The 16,425-nt window shown below is 54.5% G+C and carries 14 protein-coding genes; 9 read left to right on the top strand and 5 right to left on the bottom strand.

From position 1 onward, the window contains the following. Positions 1 to 7 precede the first annotated feature (7 nt). Both ACFSX3_RS17295 and ACFSX3_RS17290 read left to right on the top strand, forming a co-directional pair. On the top strand, positions 8 to 2,317 hold the full coding sequence (locus ACFSX3_RS17295) for a heavy metal translocating P-type ATPase (protein ID WP_209994410.1): 2,310 nt from the start codon (positions 8 to 10) through the stop codon (positions 2,315 to 2,317). A gap of 182 nt (positions 2,318 to 2,499) precedes the next feature. Then, a complete protein-coding gene (locus ACFSX3_RS17290; RefSeq protein ID WP_379313075.1) occupies positions 2,500 to 4,527 on the top strand; it encodes a methyl-accepting chemotaxis protein in 2,028 nt (675 codons plus the stop codon). 90 nt (positions 4,528 to 4,617) lie between these two features. Here ACFSX3_RS17290 and ACFSX3_RS17285 read toward each other — a convergent pair whose 3' ends face one another. From ACFSX3_RS17285 to ACFSX3_RS17275, 3 genes are all read right to left on the bottom strand, one after another. Beyond that, entirely contained in the window at positions 4,618 to 5,580 is a 963-nt protein-coding gene (locus ACFSX3_RS17285) for an L-lactate dehydrogenase (RefSeq protein ID WP_209994408.1), read from the bottom strand. 269 nt (positions 5,581 to 5,849) lie between these two features. Continuing rightward, a complete protein-coding gene (locus ACFSX3_RS17280) occupies positions 5,850 to 6,356 on the bottom strand; it encodes a CcdC family protein (protein WP_209994407.1) in 507 nt (168 codons plus the stop codon). A 166-nt stretch (positions 6,357 to 6,522) separates the two neighbouring features. Then, on the bottom strand, positions 6,523 to 6,783 hold the full coding sequence (locus tag ACFSX3_RS17275) for a GlsB/YeaQ/YmgE family stress response membrane protein (protein ID WP_036732764.1): 261 nt from the start codon (positions 6,781 to 6,783) through the stop codon (positions 6,523 to 6,525). Between the two features lie 256 nt (positions 6,784 to 7,039). On the opposite strand from ACFSX3_RS17275, the gene ACFSX3_RS17270 reads away from it, so the two are divergent. Next, the gene (locus ACFSX3_RS17270; RefSeq protein WP_209994406.1) at positions 7,040 to 8,092 is read left to right on the top strand and encodes a lactonase family protein; all 1,053 of its coding nucleotides are present in this window, start codon (positions 7,040 to 7,042) and stop codon (positions 8,090 to 8,092) included. A gap of 102 nt (positions 8,093 to 8,194) precedes the next feature. Here ACFSX3_RS17270 and ACFSX3_RS17265 read toward each other — a convergent pair whose 3' ends face one another. After that, positions 8,195 to 10,519 (bottom strand): alpha/beta hydrolase family protein, encoded by a 2,325-nt coding sequence (locus tag ACFSX3_RS17265; protein WP_379258246.1) that lies wholly within the window; start codon positions 10,517 to 10,519, stop codon positions 8,195 to 8,197. A 338-nt stretch (positions 10,520 to 10,857) separates the two neighbouring features. On the opposite strand from ACFSX3_RS17265, the gene ACFSX3_RS17260 reads away from it, so the two are divergent. The 4 genes from ACFSX3_RS17260 to ACFSX3_RS17245 all read left to right on the top strand — a co-directional run bounded on the left by ACFSX3_RS17260 (position 10,858) and on the right by ACFSX3_RS17245 (position 14,281). After that, on the top strand, positions 10,858 to 11,979 hold the full coding sequence (locus ACFSX3_RS17260; protein ID WP_209994405.1) for a sulfate ABC transporter substrate-binding protein: 1,122 nt from the start codon (positions 10,858 to 10,860) through the stop codon (positions 11,977 to 11,979). A gap of 31 nt (positions 11,980 to 12,010) precedes the next feature. After that, on the top strand, positions 12,011 to 12,862 hold the full coding sequence (cysT, locus tag ACFSX3_RS17255) for a sulfate ABC transporter permease subunit CysT (RefSeq protein WP_209994404.1): 852 nt from the start codon (positions 12,011 to 12,013) through the stop codon (positions 12,860 to 12,862). Between the two features lie 239 nt (positions 12,863 to 13,101). Further along, positions 13,102 to 13,965 (top strand): sulfate ABC transporter permease subunit CysW, encoded by an 864-nt coding sequence (cysW, locus tag ACFSX3_RS17250; RefSeq protein WP_209994403.1) that lies wholly within the window; start codon positions 13,102 to 13,104, stop codon positions 13,963 to 13,965. Positions 13,966 to 14,065: 100 nt separating this feature from the next. Then, complete coding sequence (locus ACFSX3_RS17245) at positions 14,066 to 14,281, top strand: DUF2292 domain-containing protein (RefSeq protein WP_209994402.1); 216 nt, start codon at positions 14,066 to 14,068, stop codon at positions 14,279 to 14,281. Between the two features lie 59 nt (positions 14,282 to 14,340). Here ACFSX3_RS17245 and ACFSX3_RS17240 read toward each other — a convergent pair whose 3' ends face one another. After that, on the bottom strand, positions 14,341 to 14,562 hold the full coding sequence (locus ACFSX3_RS17240) for a hypothetical protein (protein WP_379313072.1): 222 nt from the start codon (positions 14,560 to 14,562) through the stop codon (positions 14,341 to 14,343). A gap of 313 nt (positions 14,563 to 14,875) precedes the next feature. On the opposite strand from ACFSX3_RS17240, the gene ACFSX3_RS17235 reads away from it, so the two are divergent. Both ACFSX3_RS17235 and ACFSX3_RS17230 read left to right on the top strand, forming a co-directional pair. Then, positions 14,876 to 15,289, top strand: coding sequence for a GNAT family N-acetyltransferase (locus tag ACFSX3_RS17235; RefSeq protein WP_209994400.1), 414 nt, complete (start codon positions 14,876 to 14,878; stop codon positions 15,287 to 15,289). 60 nt (positions 15,290 to 15,349) lie between these two features. Next, positions 15,350 to 15,982 (top strand): NAD(P)-dependent oxidoreductase, encoded by a 633-nt coding sequence (locus ACFSX3_RS17230; RefSeq protein WP_209994399.1) that lies wholly within the window; start codon positions 15,350 to 15,352, stop codon positions 15,980 to 15,982. Positions 15,983 to 16,425 lie beyond the last annotated feature (443 nt).

Raw genomic sequence — 16,425 nt, 5'->3', positions numbered from 1 at the left:
GAGTCATTTGAGTACGGTAGAAGACAATGTGAAGCGCAAGTGGGTCCTGGATGGGCTGGACTGCGCGAACTGCGCAATGAAGATCGAGAATAAGGTCAAGAAGATTGAAGGCGTGTCCTCCTGCTCCGTCAACTTCGCCACGAAGACCATGACATTGGAGACAACGGCTGCTGCTGCGGATGAGATCGCCGGGCAGGCTGAGCATACAATTACCAAGCTGGAGCCGCATGTGAAGCCGCGGGCAGTTCAAGCTTCGCGGGCTGCTAAGAAGCCGTTGTCTGCGGAGGGTGCAGCTCAGGTGCGCGGTGTAGCGGTTCAAGGACAGGGCCATGTTCATACCCACGGTGAACCGCACGGTCATGAGCATGCCCATGAAGACGGGCACCAGCATTCACATGCCGCTGAGCACAGCCACAGCCAGGAGGATTCACATGCCCACGGACACAGCCATGAGCATGGGGAGGGCAATACGCGCCGCATATTGATCCGGCTGGGGGGCGGTGCTGTTCTGGCTGCGGCCGGGATGTTCCTGCCGGTCAGCGGAATTACCGAGCTGCTGATCTTCTTAGCAGCCTATCTGATTGTCGGCGGTGAGGTTGTCCTCGCCGCTGCCCGGAATATTGTAAGAGGCCAGGTGTTCGATGAGAACTTCCTGATGGCCCTTGCGACCATCGGTGCTTTCGCCATCGGCGAATATCCCGAAGGCGTCGCGGTTATGCTCTTCTATCAGGTAGGGGAGCTATTCCAGGGAATGGCGGTGAACCGTTCACGCCGTTCGATCACAGCGCTGATGGATATCCGGCCGGAGTTCGCCTATCTGAAGGAAGGCAATAATCTGCGCAAGGTGTCCCCCGAAGAGGTTAGAGTAGGGGACAGCATCGTAGTTAAGCCCGGCGAGAAGGTTCCGCTGGACGGGATTATTCTGGAGGGCAGCGCGATGATGGATACCTCGGCGCTGACCGGAGAATCGGTTCCCCGCTCCACTCAGCCGGGAAGCCAGGTGCTGAGCGGATTCATTAACCGCAATGGCGTGATTACCATTGAAGTGACCAAGGACTTCGGTGAATCGGCAGTCTCGCAAATTCTGGAGCTGGTACAGAATGCTACGAATAACAAAGCGAAAACAGAGAATTTCATCACCAAATTCGCCCGTGCCTATACGCCGGTCGTAGTCATAACAGCGCTGCTGCTGGCAGTGGTTCCGCCGCTGATTCTGAGCGGAGCGACCTTCTCGGACTGGATCTACCGTGCACTGGTCTTCCTCGTTATTTCTTGTCCTTGTGCGCTTGTCGTGTCGATTCCCCTCGGGTTCTTCGGCGGAATCGGAGCCGCTTCCCGCAGCGGGATTCTGGTGAAGGGCAGCAACTACCTGGAAGCGTTGAATGATGTGAAGATCGTTGTGTTCGATAAGACAGGAACCTTGACCAAAGGCCAGTTCACCGTGACCGGCAATGTTCCGGCAGAAGGCTTCACCGGGCAGGAGCTGCTGCGGGTAGCGGCTTATGCGGAGAGCCATTCCAGCCATCCGATTGCGGAATCCATCCGTGCAGCCTATGGCGAAGCTATTCCTGGTGAAGCCATTACCGACTATAACGAAATCTCCGGCCACGGCATCGCCGTTACCGTGGAGGGGCAGGCAGTGCTGGCCGGGAACGCGCGGCTGATGGAGCGTGAAGGGATTGCCAGCGTAACCCCGCAGGAGTACGGGACGATCGTTCATATTGCTGTAGATAAGCGCTACGCAGGATATCTCGTCATTGCAGATGAAGTGAAGGACGATTCCCTTAAGGCGATTCAGGCTCTGAATGCACTGGGAATTCACAAGACGGTCATGCTGACCGGCGATGCCGCTCCTGTAGCCGAGTCTGTCGGCAGACAGCTGGGCATTAAGGAGATTCATGCAGAGCTGCTGCCGGGAGATAAGGTCGCGGCGATTGAACGGCTGGAGCGGGAAAAGGGGCCGAAGGAGAAGATCATTTTTGTCGGGGACGGGATCAATGATACTCCGGTACTGGCCAGAGCGGATGTCGGGATTGCCATGGGCGGACTTGGCTCGGATGCGGCGATTGAAGCAGCAGATATTGTAATCATGACGGATGAGCCTTCCAAAATCGCCTCCGCCATCGGGATCGCCAAGCGGACGCGGACCATCGTCTGGCAGAACATTGCTTTTGCGCTGGGAGTCAAAGCGGTCTTCCTGCTGCTGGGAGCGTTCGGAATAGCCACCATGTGGGAGGCCGTATTCTCGGATGTCGGAGTTACTGTACTCGCTGTACTGAACAGCATGCGCGCCTTACAGCCGCCGAAATCGGCATAAGGGTACGATATTTATAGATAATGAAATAATTATGAAAAGTATAAGCCTTAATGATCCTAATTTTTGGGTCTTAAGGCTTATTTTTATTGCATGTATTATGGTTTTTGTCTATTTATGCCGATATATCAATATATATTTACAGCATATGGAAGATCACAATGGGTTTTTAGGGGGATTTTGCGGTGAATGAGGCAAGTGTATGGTCAAAATTGAAAATGAATGCAAAGAACGGAAAATCACTATCGCTGCAAAGCAAGTATTCGCTTGTTATTTTGGCAATTGCTATTGTACCTCTGCTTGGAGTCACGATCTTTTTCATGCAATATTTCGGGGGTGTGACCAGAGACGACAGTGAGGAGCTCGCCCAGAATATTCTGGAGATGAACACCACACGGATCGTAGAGTGGCTGAATACGCGGACATCTGCGGTCCAGGAGCTGATTGCGCAGCATCCTGAATTCGATACCGCAAGACCGGATACTATTTTCCCTGTGGTCAGGGTACTGGAAGAGAGCGATACGCAGTCCGAAGGCTACAGTGTCATTAACAAGCAAGGCATTCTGGCTAATTCCCTTAAGCTAACGGCGGATGTAGGCCAATCGGCATATTTCCTGCAGGCCAAGAAGAGTCTTGCCCCGGCGGTAGCGGAGATGTCTTATCTGGAGCAGCTCAGTAAATATATTATCCCGGTATTCGTTCCGGTCGTGGACAAGGACAAGCAGTTTGGCGGCGGCATCGCCTTCTCGGTAACACCGGACATTCTGATGGAGATGGGCAAAAACATCCACGTGGGCGATACCGGCTACGGATACGTGATCTCGGGTAAGGGGGATTATTACGCCTACTCCGAGACCGAGCGGATCGGCAAGAATATCGCGGATTACGCCAAGACAACAGAGATGAAGCAGGCCGTAGAGCATATTCTCGGCAAGGAAGCAGGCTCGGAGGCCTACAAGGGAGAGGACGGCAAACAGGTGATTACCTATTTCCGTACCGTTCCGGGCACAGACTGGAAGCTGCTGATTACGGTTCCCAAAAGCGAGATTGTAGCCAAAGTCACCTCAGCCCAGCGGATATCCACATTGTTCATTGTAATCATCATTCTGGCGGTCATTGCCGTGGCCTTGTATCTGACCCGTCTGATTGTGAAGCCGATTGCAGCAATCTCCGGGGTGATGAAGAAAGTGGCGGACGGCCAGCTCAGCGAACGGGTAACCGTACGTTCCAGTGATGAGATTGGCCAGATGAGCCAGAGTATTAATGATATGATCGGATCCTTGTCCGGCATTGTCGGTAAAATCGATGCTACAGTGGCGCAGGTCGCTGTATCTGCAGAAGGGGTGCTGAACTACGCCAGCCAATCCTCCAATACGTCGGCAGAAATTGAGACGGTGGCCCAGGAAGTCGCCCATGGAATGGGAGAGCAGTTCAAGGGCTCGGAGCAGGCGGCCAGAGCTACGGAGGAGATGGCGATCGGGCTGCAGCGGATTGCGGAATCCTCCGTTAATGTGTCCGACCAGGCAGAGACGGTCAGCACCGAGGTCGAGAATGGATATGTGGAGATTCAATCCACACTTAAGCAGATGAATGTCATCAGCGGCGCTGCGGAGGAGACCTCGGCTCTGATCAGTAATCTGAGCGGGCAATCCGAACAGATTGGGCAGATTATCGATGTGATCTCGGAAATCTCCAATCAGACGGGCCTGTTATCCCTCAATGCGTCGATTGAAGCGGCCAGAGCAGGCGAGCACGGGCGCGGGTTCGGCGTGGTAGCGAATGAAGTGAAGAAGCTGGCGGAGCGCACGAACAGTGCCATTGTGAACATTGTGGAGCTGATCCGTCAGATTCAGGAATCCACCAGAGCGGCCGAGGTCTCTATGGAGAAGAGTATTGCTGAGATCGGCGACGGGATGGGTAAAATGCAAAACGTAGGCACCTCCTTCGACCATATTCGCTCGTCCATTCGTGAGGTATCGATTCAAATTCAGGACGTCTCTGCCGTCAATGAGCAGATGTCCGCCGGGACAGAGGAGATTACAGCCTCCATCTCCGATATGCTGATCATTGCCAGAGATTCTGCCGAGAGTGCCGAGATGGTGGCGGAGGCTTCCACCGAGCAGCGGAATCTGATGGGCCAGGTCGTAACCTCAGCCGAATCCCTCAACCAGCTAATGAGCGAATTGCGCAGCGAGATCGAGAAGTTTCAATAATATCAGGTAAAATAATCGTAAACACCCCTCTGCCGCACAGGTTACTGTGTATAGCAGAGGGGTGTTTGCTGTAAGGCTGTGCTGTTAAGCTTAGTGCTGCTCCTCCAGCGTGAGGCTATCAATTCCCGAGCGGATGATGCTGCAGGAGGCAGTGAATTTGGCCATCTCCGTATCGCTGAGGTTCAGCTCCAGCAATTCCTGAATACCGCTGCTGCCGATAATGGCCGGCACTCCGGCACATACGCCGCTTTGTCCGTATTCCCCATCCAGGATGGCGGAGACGGCGATGATTTTGTGCTCGTCATTCAGAATGGAGCGGGTGATATAGGCGAGGGCACTGCCGATTCCGAAGTGAGTTGAGCCCTTGCGCGTAAAAATCTCCCAGCCTGCATCCTTCGTCTTGCGGGCAATATCCATAAGGTCCAGGCTGTTGAAGCGCTCGCGGTGCTGCTCCATAATCTGCAGAATCGGCTTACCGCCGATCGTCACATGGGACCAGGCCACGAACTGCGACTCCCCGTGCTCGCCAAGGGCATAGCCGTTGACACTGCGCGGATCAATCGTGAACACCTCAGACAGCAGGGTTTTCAGCCGGGAAGAGTCGATAGAGGTGCCTGTGCCGATCACCCGGTGCCGCGGCAGGCCGGAGATCTGCCAGACCATATAAGTTACAATATCTACAGGGTTCGCAGCGACGACGAAGATCCCATCGAAGCCGCCTGCCATAATCTCGGTGATGATCTCCCGGGTAATTACAGCAGCGGCATCCAGTACATCCAGCCGGGTCTGCCCCGGCTTGGGATTGGCGCCAGCCGTCAGAATGACGACATCCATCCCCGCACAGTCGCTGGCGGTGCCGGCATAGACCTTGGTGCGTGTTCCGGTGAAGTCCATGCAGTGCGAGAGATCAAGCGCTTGTGCCATGGCCCGGTCGTAGGTGCGGTCGATCATCATGATCTCATCGCATATAGCCTGATTCACCATGGAATAGGCAACGCTTGAGCCGACCATGCCGGAGCCGACGATTGCCACTTTTCTCGATTTACTTTTCAATTGCCCAGTCCCCACTCTCTACAAGTATGGTACTATTCTAACTGATCTCATCGCAAGTTACCTGACATGGCACCGAAAATGCCCGCTATCGCCGTCCGTTATTTGGCCACAATTCACATGGAAGGTTAGAGTATCAGGGTCCTTATGAACTATAATATGCAGCTGATGGGCATTTGGGAAGGCAGAAGGAAGGGGTGCTCCCGGCAGTCATCCATGTGGCTGCCAGGGACACCCCCTGTTAATTGAAGATCATTCGTCCCCGCTTGGCCCTAGACCCGGGGCTGCGGAATCTGCGGCTCGGCAGGCAGCATTCCGGTGTAGTGCTTATACATGAACAATCTCCAGTGGAGGATCATGCCGAAGGCCAGAATGAAGAATAATCCGCCGGATTGCGGAACAGATACATACCGGTTGATGAACTCATGGAGCAGGGTGCGGACCAGCAGCAGTCCAAGCAGAATGAACGCGAAGCTCTTGGAGCGCTGGGCATAGATCAGCCCTTCACGTTCTTCGAACCGCGTACTGCGAATTAGCGGATAGGCAAAAATAAACCAGCCGACCAGGAATGCAAGGGCCGCCCACCACCAGGGGAAGCGCACTTCCGGTACGACAAACATGGCGAAGCCGGTGGACATGCCAAGCGGCGGAATCCATATTTTGCGGATGGTTACCGGGCGGGCACTGGCCTTCATGCGGATAAAAATCACCATCAGCGCCATGAATACGGCCCCCAGCGTGGAGCCCACATGCAGAAGTGAGGGGTTGATGTTACCCATAATTCACTGTCCTCTCTGTGATTTCGGTCACTATTGTCTTCATTATAGCAGATAATGAACGGATGTCAGAATGAGGTACATACAGCAAACCCGCCAGGGGTCTACCCCGGCGGGTCTGCTTGCTAAGTATAGTCAGCTGCTTCAGAGATGAAGCCTGCTATTAAGCTTAAGAACGGCTACGTCCGCCAACCGAACGCAGAATCAGGCTGACGATAAAGATCAGAACCACAGCACCGATCAGTGATGGGAAGACATAGTAGTCGCTGATCTTAGGTCCCCAGCTTCCCAGCAGCATGCCGCCGAGCCATGAACCGAGAATACCAGCGATAATGTTTCCGATAATTCCGCCTGGAATGTCTCTACCCATAATCAACCCGGCTAGCCAACCAATTACGCCACCAACAATCAACATCCATAGTAAACTCATTAACTCTCAGCTCCTTTTGTGTTTGTTGTCTTCGATGGTTACTATTAACCTTATGCACAGCGTTTAAACCAGTGTTAAATTTTGCCGGCACACATTTATTTAGTATTCCAGTCTGTCCAAATTTATGCTGTTTAACCCTGATATGGTGGTGGGTACATAAAGATGTTAGAGTGAAATAAAGGATCACCCGCTGAGTGAGAATAGGAGTGTACAGGTTATATAAGCTTATAAACTATACAATAAAGGAGCCGCAGCCATGCACCAGCCTAATGAAGTGTTATTCTATATTGGAACGTACAACAGTGAGGAGAAAGAGGCCATCTTGCTCGGTGCGCTGGATAAGGAGACCGGAGAAATGAGGGTTATGGGCGGTAGCCAGGGAATCCTGAATCCTTCTTATCTGGCGGTTAATGCAGCGCAGACTGTATTATATGCAGTGAGCGAGCAGGATGAGGGTGCAGTTCATGCCTATGCCATTGAACCCGGCAGCAAAGCCTTACATCCGCTGGGCAGCAGAGCGACCGGGGGAGGTGCACCGTGTTATGTGTCCGTAGCTCCGCAGGGAGATTACATATTCGTATCGAACTATACGGGAGGCAACGTCAATGTGTTCCCGCTGAACCCGGACGGGTCCTTGCAGGAGATGTCTTCCCAGGTGAAGCATGAAGGCTCGGGAATCCGCAGTGACCGTCAGGATGCACCCCATCCTCATTCCGTGATTCCAGACAAGACGGGTGAACATGTGCTGGTCTGTGATCTCGGCCTCGACCAGATCGTGTTCTACCGTGTGGAGAGCGGGAAGCTGGTTACTCACCGGGAAGTAGAGCTTCCTCCAGGCTCAGGACCGCGCCATCTGGCGGTTCATCCTTCGCGGCAATGGATCTATCTGGTCAATGAACTGAGCAATACGGTCACCGTATTCGCCAATGATGAGCCTCAGGGTAATCTGAAGCTCCTGCAGAGCATCAGCAGTCTCCCGGAGCACTATACGGCCGGAAGTGATGATACGGCTGCCGATATCCATGTATCGCCATGCGGACGCTACCTCTACGTATCCAACCGTGGACATGACAGCATCGCCCTGTTCCACATCGATAATGCTACAGGTCTGCTGGAAGCAGAGGACTGGGTGATCTCCGGGGGACGCACACCGCGCAACTTCGCTCTGATCGGCGGCATGCTGCTCGCCGCTAACCAGAACAGCGGCAATATCGCCTCCTTCCGCATAGACAGTGAGACCGGGCGGCTGATCCCTACCGGCAATGAACTGGAAGTGCCGGCACCTGTCTGCCTTGTAGCCCTGGACTAACCTCTACAAGTGTCCATGTGCAGGAACAACAAAGCCCCCTGTCCGCCGGAATATGGCGGACAGGGGGCAATTTGGGCTTTTTATAGATAGAATAATGTCCGGTTAATGCACTCCTGTCCGCGGTTCCTCCCGCTCATAGAAGCCGATGTCGTCCAGCATAATCTTGTCTTCTGTCCCTTGCAGATAAAAGGTGATACCCTTCAGACTGTCCGGATCAAGCTCAGGCTCTTCCTCAAGGAACAGCTCGAAGGGCAGCTTGTACGTCTGGTAGACGGCCTCCGAGAGGTTGCTGAATTTGCCGTCACTGATCCGCTCTTCCAGCCATGGACTAAGCGTAAATTCCGTCTGCGGCAACGGCAGAATGTCCATCACTTCATCCAGGGGGATTCTTGCGGCGGTATCCTTGTTGTCGGTCAGCTCCACCTCCACATCCGGGGAGAGCTCAGCCTCCTGCAGCGGCTTGGAATCTCCGTCCTCGTTAGGATCGGAATTATGGTTCGCCAGGGAGAAGGTCAGCCCCTCTACGGCAGGGGATTCCGCAAGCGTCCGGGTCAGTGTGTCGCTGAGCCTGATGCTGTAAGCAGCCTCGGAGTCCGCAGGCCCCTGATCCTGACTTGCGCGGCGCTCAAGCAGAATACCGTAAGAGGGCTTATTATTCCGCTCGCGGTCCTTCGCGGCCTCTTCGCTCCATTGAAGCCCCGCAGTTGAGACGGTCCCGCCTTGAACTGCGCCTCTATTACGGTCTTCATCATAGTCCGCCACCGTAATATAGTTCCCGCTCTGGAAGCGGTTATAGTAGGCTGTATCCGGCAGCCACCGGGCACCGCTGCGGTAATCGCGGAACAATTGCCGGTAATCGCTCCTTCCGTGCAGCGTGGTCTCCAGGAAGGCAGAGACATAGACCTTGGCAATCTGTCGCTGCTCCTCCCCGTCCATGATCCGGGAGCGCTTCAGGAACAGGCCGGTTGGCAGCGTCTGGTCGTATAGCCCCCAGTCCGTATTGAACTGGCTGTGATTAGCGTCAGCAATATAGAGCGAGCTTTTGAAGCCGGGGGTATTGCCGGTGTAGGAAGAACGCATATATTGCCGGTCCCCGTAGAAATCATGCACATCGCCGTCACGCGCGCCCTGCAGCGTCAGATAGCTCACATCCGTTAGACGGGCCTGCTTGCTGTCGATCATTTTATCCGTAGGAGCCAGGGCAATGACTGAAGTAATATGGAACTGCTGAATAGCGTCCAGAACCGGATCACTGCCGAACCAGCGCGGCGCATCCGCAGCCATGGCTACGGCCTGCCCGCCGCGGCTGTGGCCAAGCAGTGCAACAGAGTCATAATCAACCTTCTGGTAAAAGGGGGTGTCAGGCTGCTCCGCGAAGCTGCCGATCTGCTGCAGATGCTTCAGAATCATCCAGGTCCGCGCCTTGAAGTCGTTGTCCGGAATACCCGACCAGGCCGAATAATTCAGGAAATTCTCATCCAGGGTGACCGCGATGAAGCCCCGGCTGGCCAGTAATTCACCAAGATAGGCATAGCCGTCCTCGGAGAAGTCCTCCATCATATGATTTCCATGCACCATGAGCACCAGCGGATAAGGCCCGTCCCCATCCGGCATCCACACTCTGGCATTCAGCGGGAGGGAAGCGGGATCGAACCCCCAGAACAGGGTCCGCAGCACGGGCCAGGAAGAGATATACCCGGTAGCGTCTACGGAAGCGGAGGCTAGCAGGACATCCTTGCCATACGCCTTGCGCTGCAGATCCTTACCGCTGCCATAGGTGAAGGTGTGGAACTCATAGACGCCCGGCTGGGTGGGATCGTCCGCCGTTACGGGAAGCACCTGTCCGTCCGCCGCCAGACTCAGAAGCGAGGGTACAGATACCGGGCTGCTTCCCGTCCCATAGCCATAGGCCAGTGCGAAGGGGGAGAGGAAGAGTGCCGCTGCCAGCAGACCACCGGTGAACATTCTCCGGGTCCGCAGAAGACCGGCCGCAAGTCCCCCTATCCCGCAGGCCAAGGCTGCGATACAGGCGACAACGGCTGCAGCTCCAAGCTCCAGATCGGAAAAATACAGGATGAGTAGTACAGCCCCATAGGTGCTGAGCAAAGAGCCTGCGAACAGATGCGGACAGCGGAGTCCAGTTAGGGAGAGCAGCACAGCCAGCAGATTGCCGGCCAGCGCCATAACAAGCGTCCCCGCGCCGGCTGCCAGCATAATATCCGCTGCGCTTCCGAGTCCGGTAGGAATACCCATAATAACTATAGAAAAAGCCAGAATGCATAGAATCCAAGGACCGCTGAGCGCAGTCCTCCATAAGGTGGTATCGTATCTGTACGTCTCCAGAATGCGTCTGCCCAGTTCTCTGAGTACGCGCCTGTGCAGCCGCGGTCCCTGCGGCGCGGGGCCATACTCCAAATCCATTCCCATGATTATTTCCCCCTATAAGATGTAGCAATGATATTACTTTGGGGCAACAATAACAAGTGGGTCTTACAGGAACTGGCGCCGCTCCCTGCCCCGGTCCCATCGATTGTAGTCTTTCATCCAAAGTGAAAAAAGGTTTGACAGCGCGGGAAGCGTTCAGTATTATAGCTGTATAACCTACTAAATGGGTAGGAATAATCGAATAAGTTCTTACCGTACAGACGGAGGAACGCCTGCTTCAGGCTCGCAGATACGTGTCTACAAGACCGGTTTGACTTGCCGTAAGCGGGCTTTCCTGCGTCTATTGCTTGTTACAAGACTATTATGGGGAGTGGGCTAAGATGACAAAAGGGATCAAGAAGGGGCTTCTCGCCGGGTTTGCATTGATATTGACGGCAGGGCTTACGGCTTGCGGGAACAGTAATACAGGGAACAGCGCGGGTGCAGGAACAGCGGCCCCGGCAGCAACAGAAGCGGCTGCGAATACGCCAGCTGCACCGGAATCCACCCAGACACAGTCCAAAGATCCTGTAGAGCTGCTGAATGTATCCTACGATCCAACGCGTGAGCTGTATGCGAACTACAACAAGGCCTTCGCCGCCTACTGGGAGCAGGAGACCGGACAGAAGGTAACAGTTAAGCAATCACATGGCGGATCGGGCAAGCAGAGCCGGGCCGTGCTGGACGGTCTGGAGGCAGATGTCGTTACGCTGGCGCTCGGCTATGACATTGATGCGCTTCAGGAAGCCGGGCTGACCGGCGCGGACTGGCAGAGTAAATATGAGCATAACAGCTCCCCGTATACCTCCACCATCGTGTTCCTCGTCCGCAAAGGCAACCCGAAAGGCATCAAGGACTGGCCGGATCTGCTGAAGGAGGGCGTAGAGGTCATCACCCCTAACCCCAAGACCTCCGGAGGTGCACGCTGGAACTATCTAGCTGCCTGGGGCTATGCGCTGGACCACAACAATAATGATGAAGCCAAGGCTCAGGAATTCGTGCAAAAGCTGTTCAAAAATGTACCGGTCCTGGACACTGGCGCTCGCGGGTCAACCACTACCTTCGTGGAACGCGGCATCGGGGATGTGCTGATCGCTTGGGAGAATGAGGCGTATCTATCCATCAAGGAGCTGGGCCCAGACAAATTCGAGATTGTGAATCCGTCAGAGAGCATTCTGGCCGAGCCGCCGGTTGCTGTGGTGGATAAGGTGGTCGATAAAAGAGGAACCCGTGAGGTAGCAGATGCCTACCTGAAATATCTCTACACCGAGGAAGGCCAGAAGATTGCTGCCGAGAACTATTACCGTCCGACACTGGATAGCGTGAAGGCCGAGTTCAAGGATCAATTCCCGGAGATCAAGCTGTTCACCCTGGCGGATAAATTCGGAACCTGGAAGGAGACGCAGGCGAAGCACTTCAATGACGGCGGGATTTTCGACAAAATCTACGTGCCGGGCAGCTGACGACAGAGTTCGTGAAAGGATGAATGGGCACATGAATGTCACGACCAAAGCTGCTGCAAGGACGGTGTCACGGCGCAGGCTGCTGCCGGGGTTCGGGATTACGATGGGCTTCAGCGTACTGTATTTGAGTCTTGTGGTCCTGCTGCCCCTGTCCGCGCTGCTCTTCAATTCAACGGGGCTGAGCTGGGCCAAGTTCTGGGATGTGGCTACGGATGCGCGCGTCCTGGCCTCCTACCGTGTCAGTCTGAGTACGGCGGGCGCTGCGGCCCTGATCAATGTTGTTCTGGGACTGCTGCTGGCCTGGGTGTTGGTGCGGTATGAATTCCCCGGCAAAAGAATCTTCGACGCCCTGATCGACCTGCCGTTCGCGCTCCCTACAGCCGTAGCGGGCGTATCGCTGACCGCCCTTTATTCCCAGAACGGCTGGATCGGCTCCTTGCTGACGCCGCTGGGCTTCAAGGTAGCCTTCACGCCGCTGGGCATCACGCTGGCGCTGATGTTCATCGGCATTCCCTTTGTCGTCCGCACGGTGCAGCCGGTGCTGGAGGATCTGGACAGAGACATGGAGGAAGCCGCTGCTACGCTGGGGGCAGGCCGCGGGCGCACCTTCCTGCGGATTGTCCTGCCGGAGCTGTTGCCTCCGCTGCTTACGGGCTTCGCCCTGGCGTTCGCCCGGGGCATCGGCGAGTACGGCTCTGTCGTGTTCATCTCCGGCAATATGCCAATGCGCACAGAGATCGCCCCGCTGCTGATCATGTCCAAGCTGGAGCAGTTCGATTACGCCGGAGCGACCGCCGTGGCCCTGATTCTGCTGTTGCTTTCCTTCCTGATGCTGCTGGTCATCAACAGCCTTCAGCATTGGGCGCGGCGGAGCTCGCGGTAAGGGAGAACGGGTATGCTTCATAAAACTTAAGCGTATGCTTCCGAAGCGAGTTTTGCACGAAGCAGATTCAGGAAGCCTATGCTAACAAAACTTAAGCGTATGCTTCCGAGGCGAGTTTTATTGCGAAGTCTATCAAGGAGCATATGCTTCATAAAACTTAAGCGAATGCTTCCGAAGTGAGTTTTGTACGAAGCAGATTCAAGATGCCTATGCTAACAAAACTTTTAGGAGGAATAAATATGGCCGGTACGGTTCCCCTGCATGTCCCCGGGCCGCGTACAGGCGCGTCATCGCCTTCTACGACGGAGTCACAAGCGGTGAAATGGGTGCTCATCTCCCTGGCCGGACTGGTCCTGCTCTGGCTGATTGCGCTGCCGCTGATCATTGTGCTGGTGGAGTCGCTGAAGCGGGGGCTGGATGTCTACTGGGCCGCATTGACCGACCCGGATGCCGACTCGGCGCTCAAGCTGACGCTGCTGGTCGCCGCGATTACGGTTCCGCTGAATACGGTCTTTGGCGTCATGGCGGCGTGGGCGGTGACCAAGTTCCGTTTTCGCGGCAAGGGCTTTCTGATCACGCTGATCGATCTGCCTTTTGCCGTATCACCGGTGATTGGCGGGCTAATCTTCATTCTGGTGTTCGGCTCGCACGGCTGGTTCGGCCCCTGGTTAAGCGACCATGATATCAAAATCGTCTTCGCCCTGCCGGGCATCGTGCTGGCTACGCTGTTTATCACGTTCCCGTTCGTGGCCCGCGAGCTGATCCCGCTGATGGAGGAGCAGGGCACGCAGGAGGAGGAGGCTGCCATTACACTCGGCGCGCACGGGTGGCAGATCTTCTGGCGCGTAACGCTGCCGAATATCAAGTGGGGCCTGCTGTATGGCATTATTCTCTGTAATGCACGGGCCATGGGCGAGTTCGGCGCCGTCTCGGTGGTGTCCGGGCATATTCGCGGCGAGACGAATACTTTGCCGCTGCATGTCGAAATTTTGTACAACGAATATCAGTTTTCGGCATCCTTCGCGGTGGCTTCTCTGCTGCTTCTGCTGGCCCTCGTGACGATGATTGTGAAAGGCTTGCTTGTACGCAAAAATGCTCATTGACAGCTATTGGGTGCCGTGCTAAGTTAATTCATAGTATACAAGGTGGTAATTACGGAATTTAGTGGAGTTACTTCCCTAACCGGGAAAGGGAGGCTTGCGAATGGCTAAACCACTGAAGGTGGATGAGGTATGGCTTGCGCGGATCACGGAACTGCTCGACGATATGGAATTCGGCTCTTTGCACATCGTGGTGCATGAAGGCCAAATCGTACAGATGGAGCGCACGGAGCGCAAACGTTTCGAGAACAGCACAGCAAATACACGTGGTAGTGGAGAGACCGGAAGCCGGCGGACCGATACCCGTATTGGGGGATGAGGATAATCCAAAAAGACCTTCGATTGGGAAACCAATGGAAGGTCTTTTTGGATTGACTGTCAGTAACGTGGATTGCGCCGTGATCCGCTCAGCCCTTCTACGAGCAGAATGATAGCAGTAATGGCATGCATAATCCAGCCGACAAAAGGAATCAAGGCAACCACCGAGGTGACCACGCCCACTGCATTCCCGATAATCGGACCGCGCTCTCTCAGCAGAATGATTATGGCTACAGCATGCAGCAGAAAAGCGATTCCTAGCGGCGCCCAAGCATTTGCCACCACAAAGCTACCCCCGATAATCGGCAGCGCCAGAAAAGCCTCATAAGCGAAAGTTCCCCATTTAAACAGTTTCCCTGTAGGAGACATAATTACTTCACCAACCTTCCAAAATAATAGTGTTGCTTGTCTATCCACAGTTTACCCAAGGACACGGGGTAAGAATAACCTGCCCGCCCACAGAGCAAGTGCTGTGTTTTGAGTTATTGTACGCCGGAGAAGGCGTGGCGTTTCAATTTTGAACAAATACATATATATTGGTATCAGTATGGCAGGCGGGTTATGCTTGCAGATTGCAGTAAATAGGAGGAGTAGCATGACAAATTCAGCACAGCCGGAGATCCGGCAGGAGCTGCCCTCGGTAGAGGATTATCTCGCACTGCGGCAGGAAGCCGGGCTTAGTCCGATGAGCATAGAGGGGGCGGCAGTCGGACTGCCTAATTCTGCTTTTGCAGTTACTGTGTATGCGGGCGAGCTGCTGGTGGGAATGGGCAGGGTAATTGGGGACGGGGGATGTTTTTTTCAAGTGACGGATATAGCAGTGAAGCCTTCCTTCCAGGGACGGGGTCTCGGAAAAACCATCATGGGGGAAATCCGCACATTCCTGAACAGTGTGCCGGAGAAGGCATATATCAGTCTCATTGCTGACGGGGAAGCGGCCAAGCTGTATGCCAAATACGGGTTCGCGCCGGTAATGCCTGCTTCACAGGGAATGTTCCTGCGGCGATAAATAGTGTGAATTCGTGCAATGCTAAAGGATAGCAGATTAGGAAAGTGAGGCAACGGGAGAATGGATATTGTAGTGTTTGGAGCGTCGGGCAGGGTTGGAAGTGCCATCGTACAGGAAGCGTTAAAAAGAAAACATGAGGTCACAGCTGCGGTACGCAGACCTGAAGCCTTCGGCCTTCAGCATGAGCGGCTGCAGGTGGTGGCTGCTGATCTGCTGGACCCGGCCTCGGTAACGGCAGCCGTGCGCGGGCATGAAGAGGTAATCAGTGCATTCGGTCCGGCGGCGGGGCATGAGAATGATCTGCTGCGGGGGGCGGATTCACTGCTGGAGGGAATGCGGGCAGCCGGGCTTGAGCGTCTGATCATTGTCGGCGGAGCAGGCAGCCTCAAGACAGAATCGGGAGAATGGCTGATGGACACCGCCGGATTCCCCGAGGACTACCGCGCACTGGCTTCGGCTCATGCTAATGCCTATGAGATCTATAGAGGATCAGAGCTGGATTATACGTATCTTAGTCCGCCTGCTGCTCTGGTAGACGGGCGCCGCACCGGCCAGTTCCGTATCGGCCTCGACCGGCTTATTGTAGATGAAGACGGCCGGAGCGGCATCAGCATCCAGGACTTCGCTGTGGCGGTCATCGATGAGCTGGAGGAAGGCAATTTCAGCAGGGCCAGGTTTACTGTAGGATATTGATTTTACTGTAGGGTATTGATGGGAGTGTACGCGGAGGCGGAAGGTGAAAAGGCAGCGGTAGAGTCAGCGGCAGGTTTAATCGCACTCTGTACAACTAAAACGCCTGATTTTACAAGGATTATCCATTTAGTTGTAGTCTGTACATTTAAAACTCCCTCAGTGCCGGGATTCTCCTCAATCGGGCAGATTTAGTTGTACAAACTACAGCTAGAAGAGGAAGGCTGTGCTTTTGAGTGTTTGTAGGTGTATGGAATACAACTATGGATGCAAGTATGCTTACTTTAAATTATATTTACCTATTCACTTATCTGGTCCTCAGGACTGAATAGTTGGAATCATGAGACAATTTCATAATTAAAAACCCTTGCTATACCTGGTTTTTTTGAGCATAGAAAAAGGAGTACCTCCCCAAATTCTCGAAGTTATAGGTGACGAAACCAACA

The organism is Paenibacillus rhizoplanae (genome assembly GCF_042684125.1).
GTDB lineage: Bacteria > Bacillota > Bacilli > Paenibacillales > Paenibacillaceae > Paenibacillus_AQ > Paenibacillus_AQ rhizoplanae.
This window is presented reverse-complemented; position numbering and strand designations above follow the sequence as displayed.

Bases quoted from the DNA above. Each gene is read 5' to 3' on its own strand.
- ACFSX3_RS17280 (WP_209994407.1), bottom strand. From the start codon at position 6,356: ATGGGTAACATCAACCCCTCACTTCTGCATGTGGGCTCCACGCTGGGG.
- ACFSX3_RS17275 (WP_036732764.1), bottom strand. From the start codon at position 6,783: ATGAGTTTACTATGGATGTTGATTGTTGGTGGCGTAATTGGTTGGCTA.
- ACFSX3_RS17270 (WP_209994406.1), top strand. From the start codon at position 7,040: ATGCACCAGCCTAATGAAGTGTTATTCTATATTGGAACGTACAACAGT.
- ACFSX3_RS17265 (WP_379258246.1), bottom strand. From the start codon at position 10,519: ATGGGAATGGATTTGGAGTATGGCCCCGCGCCGCAGGGACCGCGGCTG.
- ACFSX3_RS17260 (WP_209994405.1), top strand. From the start codon at position 10,858: ATGACAAAAGGGATCAAGAAGGGGCTTCTCGCCGGGTTTGCATTGATA.
- cysT (WP_209994404.1), top strand. From the start codon at position 12,011: ATGAATGTCACGACCAAAGCTGCTGCAAGGACGGTGTCACGGCGCAGG.
- cysW (WP_209994403.1), top strand. From the start codon at position 13,102: ATGGCCGGTACGGTTCCCCTGCATGTCCCCGGGCCGCGTACAGGCGCG.
- ACFSX3_RS17245 (WP_209994402.1), top strand. From the start codon at position 14,066: ATGGCTAAACCACTGAAGGTGGATGAGGTATGGCTTGCGCGGATCACG.
- ACFSX3_RS17235 (WP_209994400.1), top strand. From the start codon at position 14,876: ATGACAAATTCAGCACAGCCGGAGATCCGGCAGGAGCTGCCCTCGGTA.
- ACFSX3_RS17230 (WP_209994399.1), top strand. From the start codon at position 15,350: ATGGATATTGTAGTGTTTGGAGCGTCGGGCAGGGTTGGAAGTGCCATC.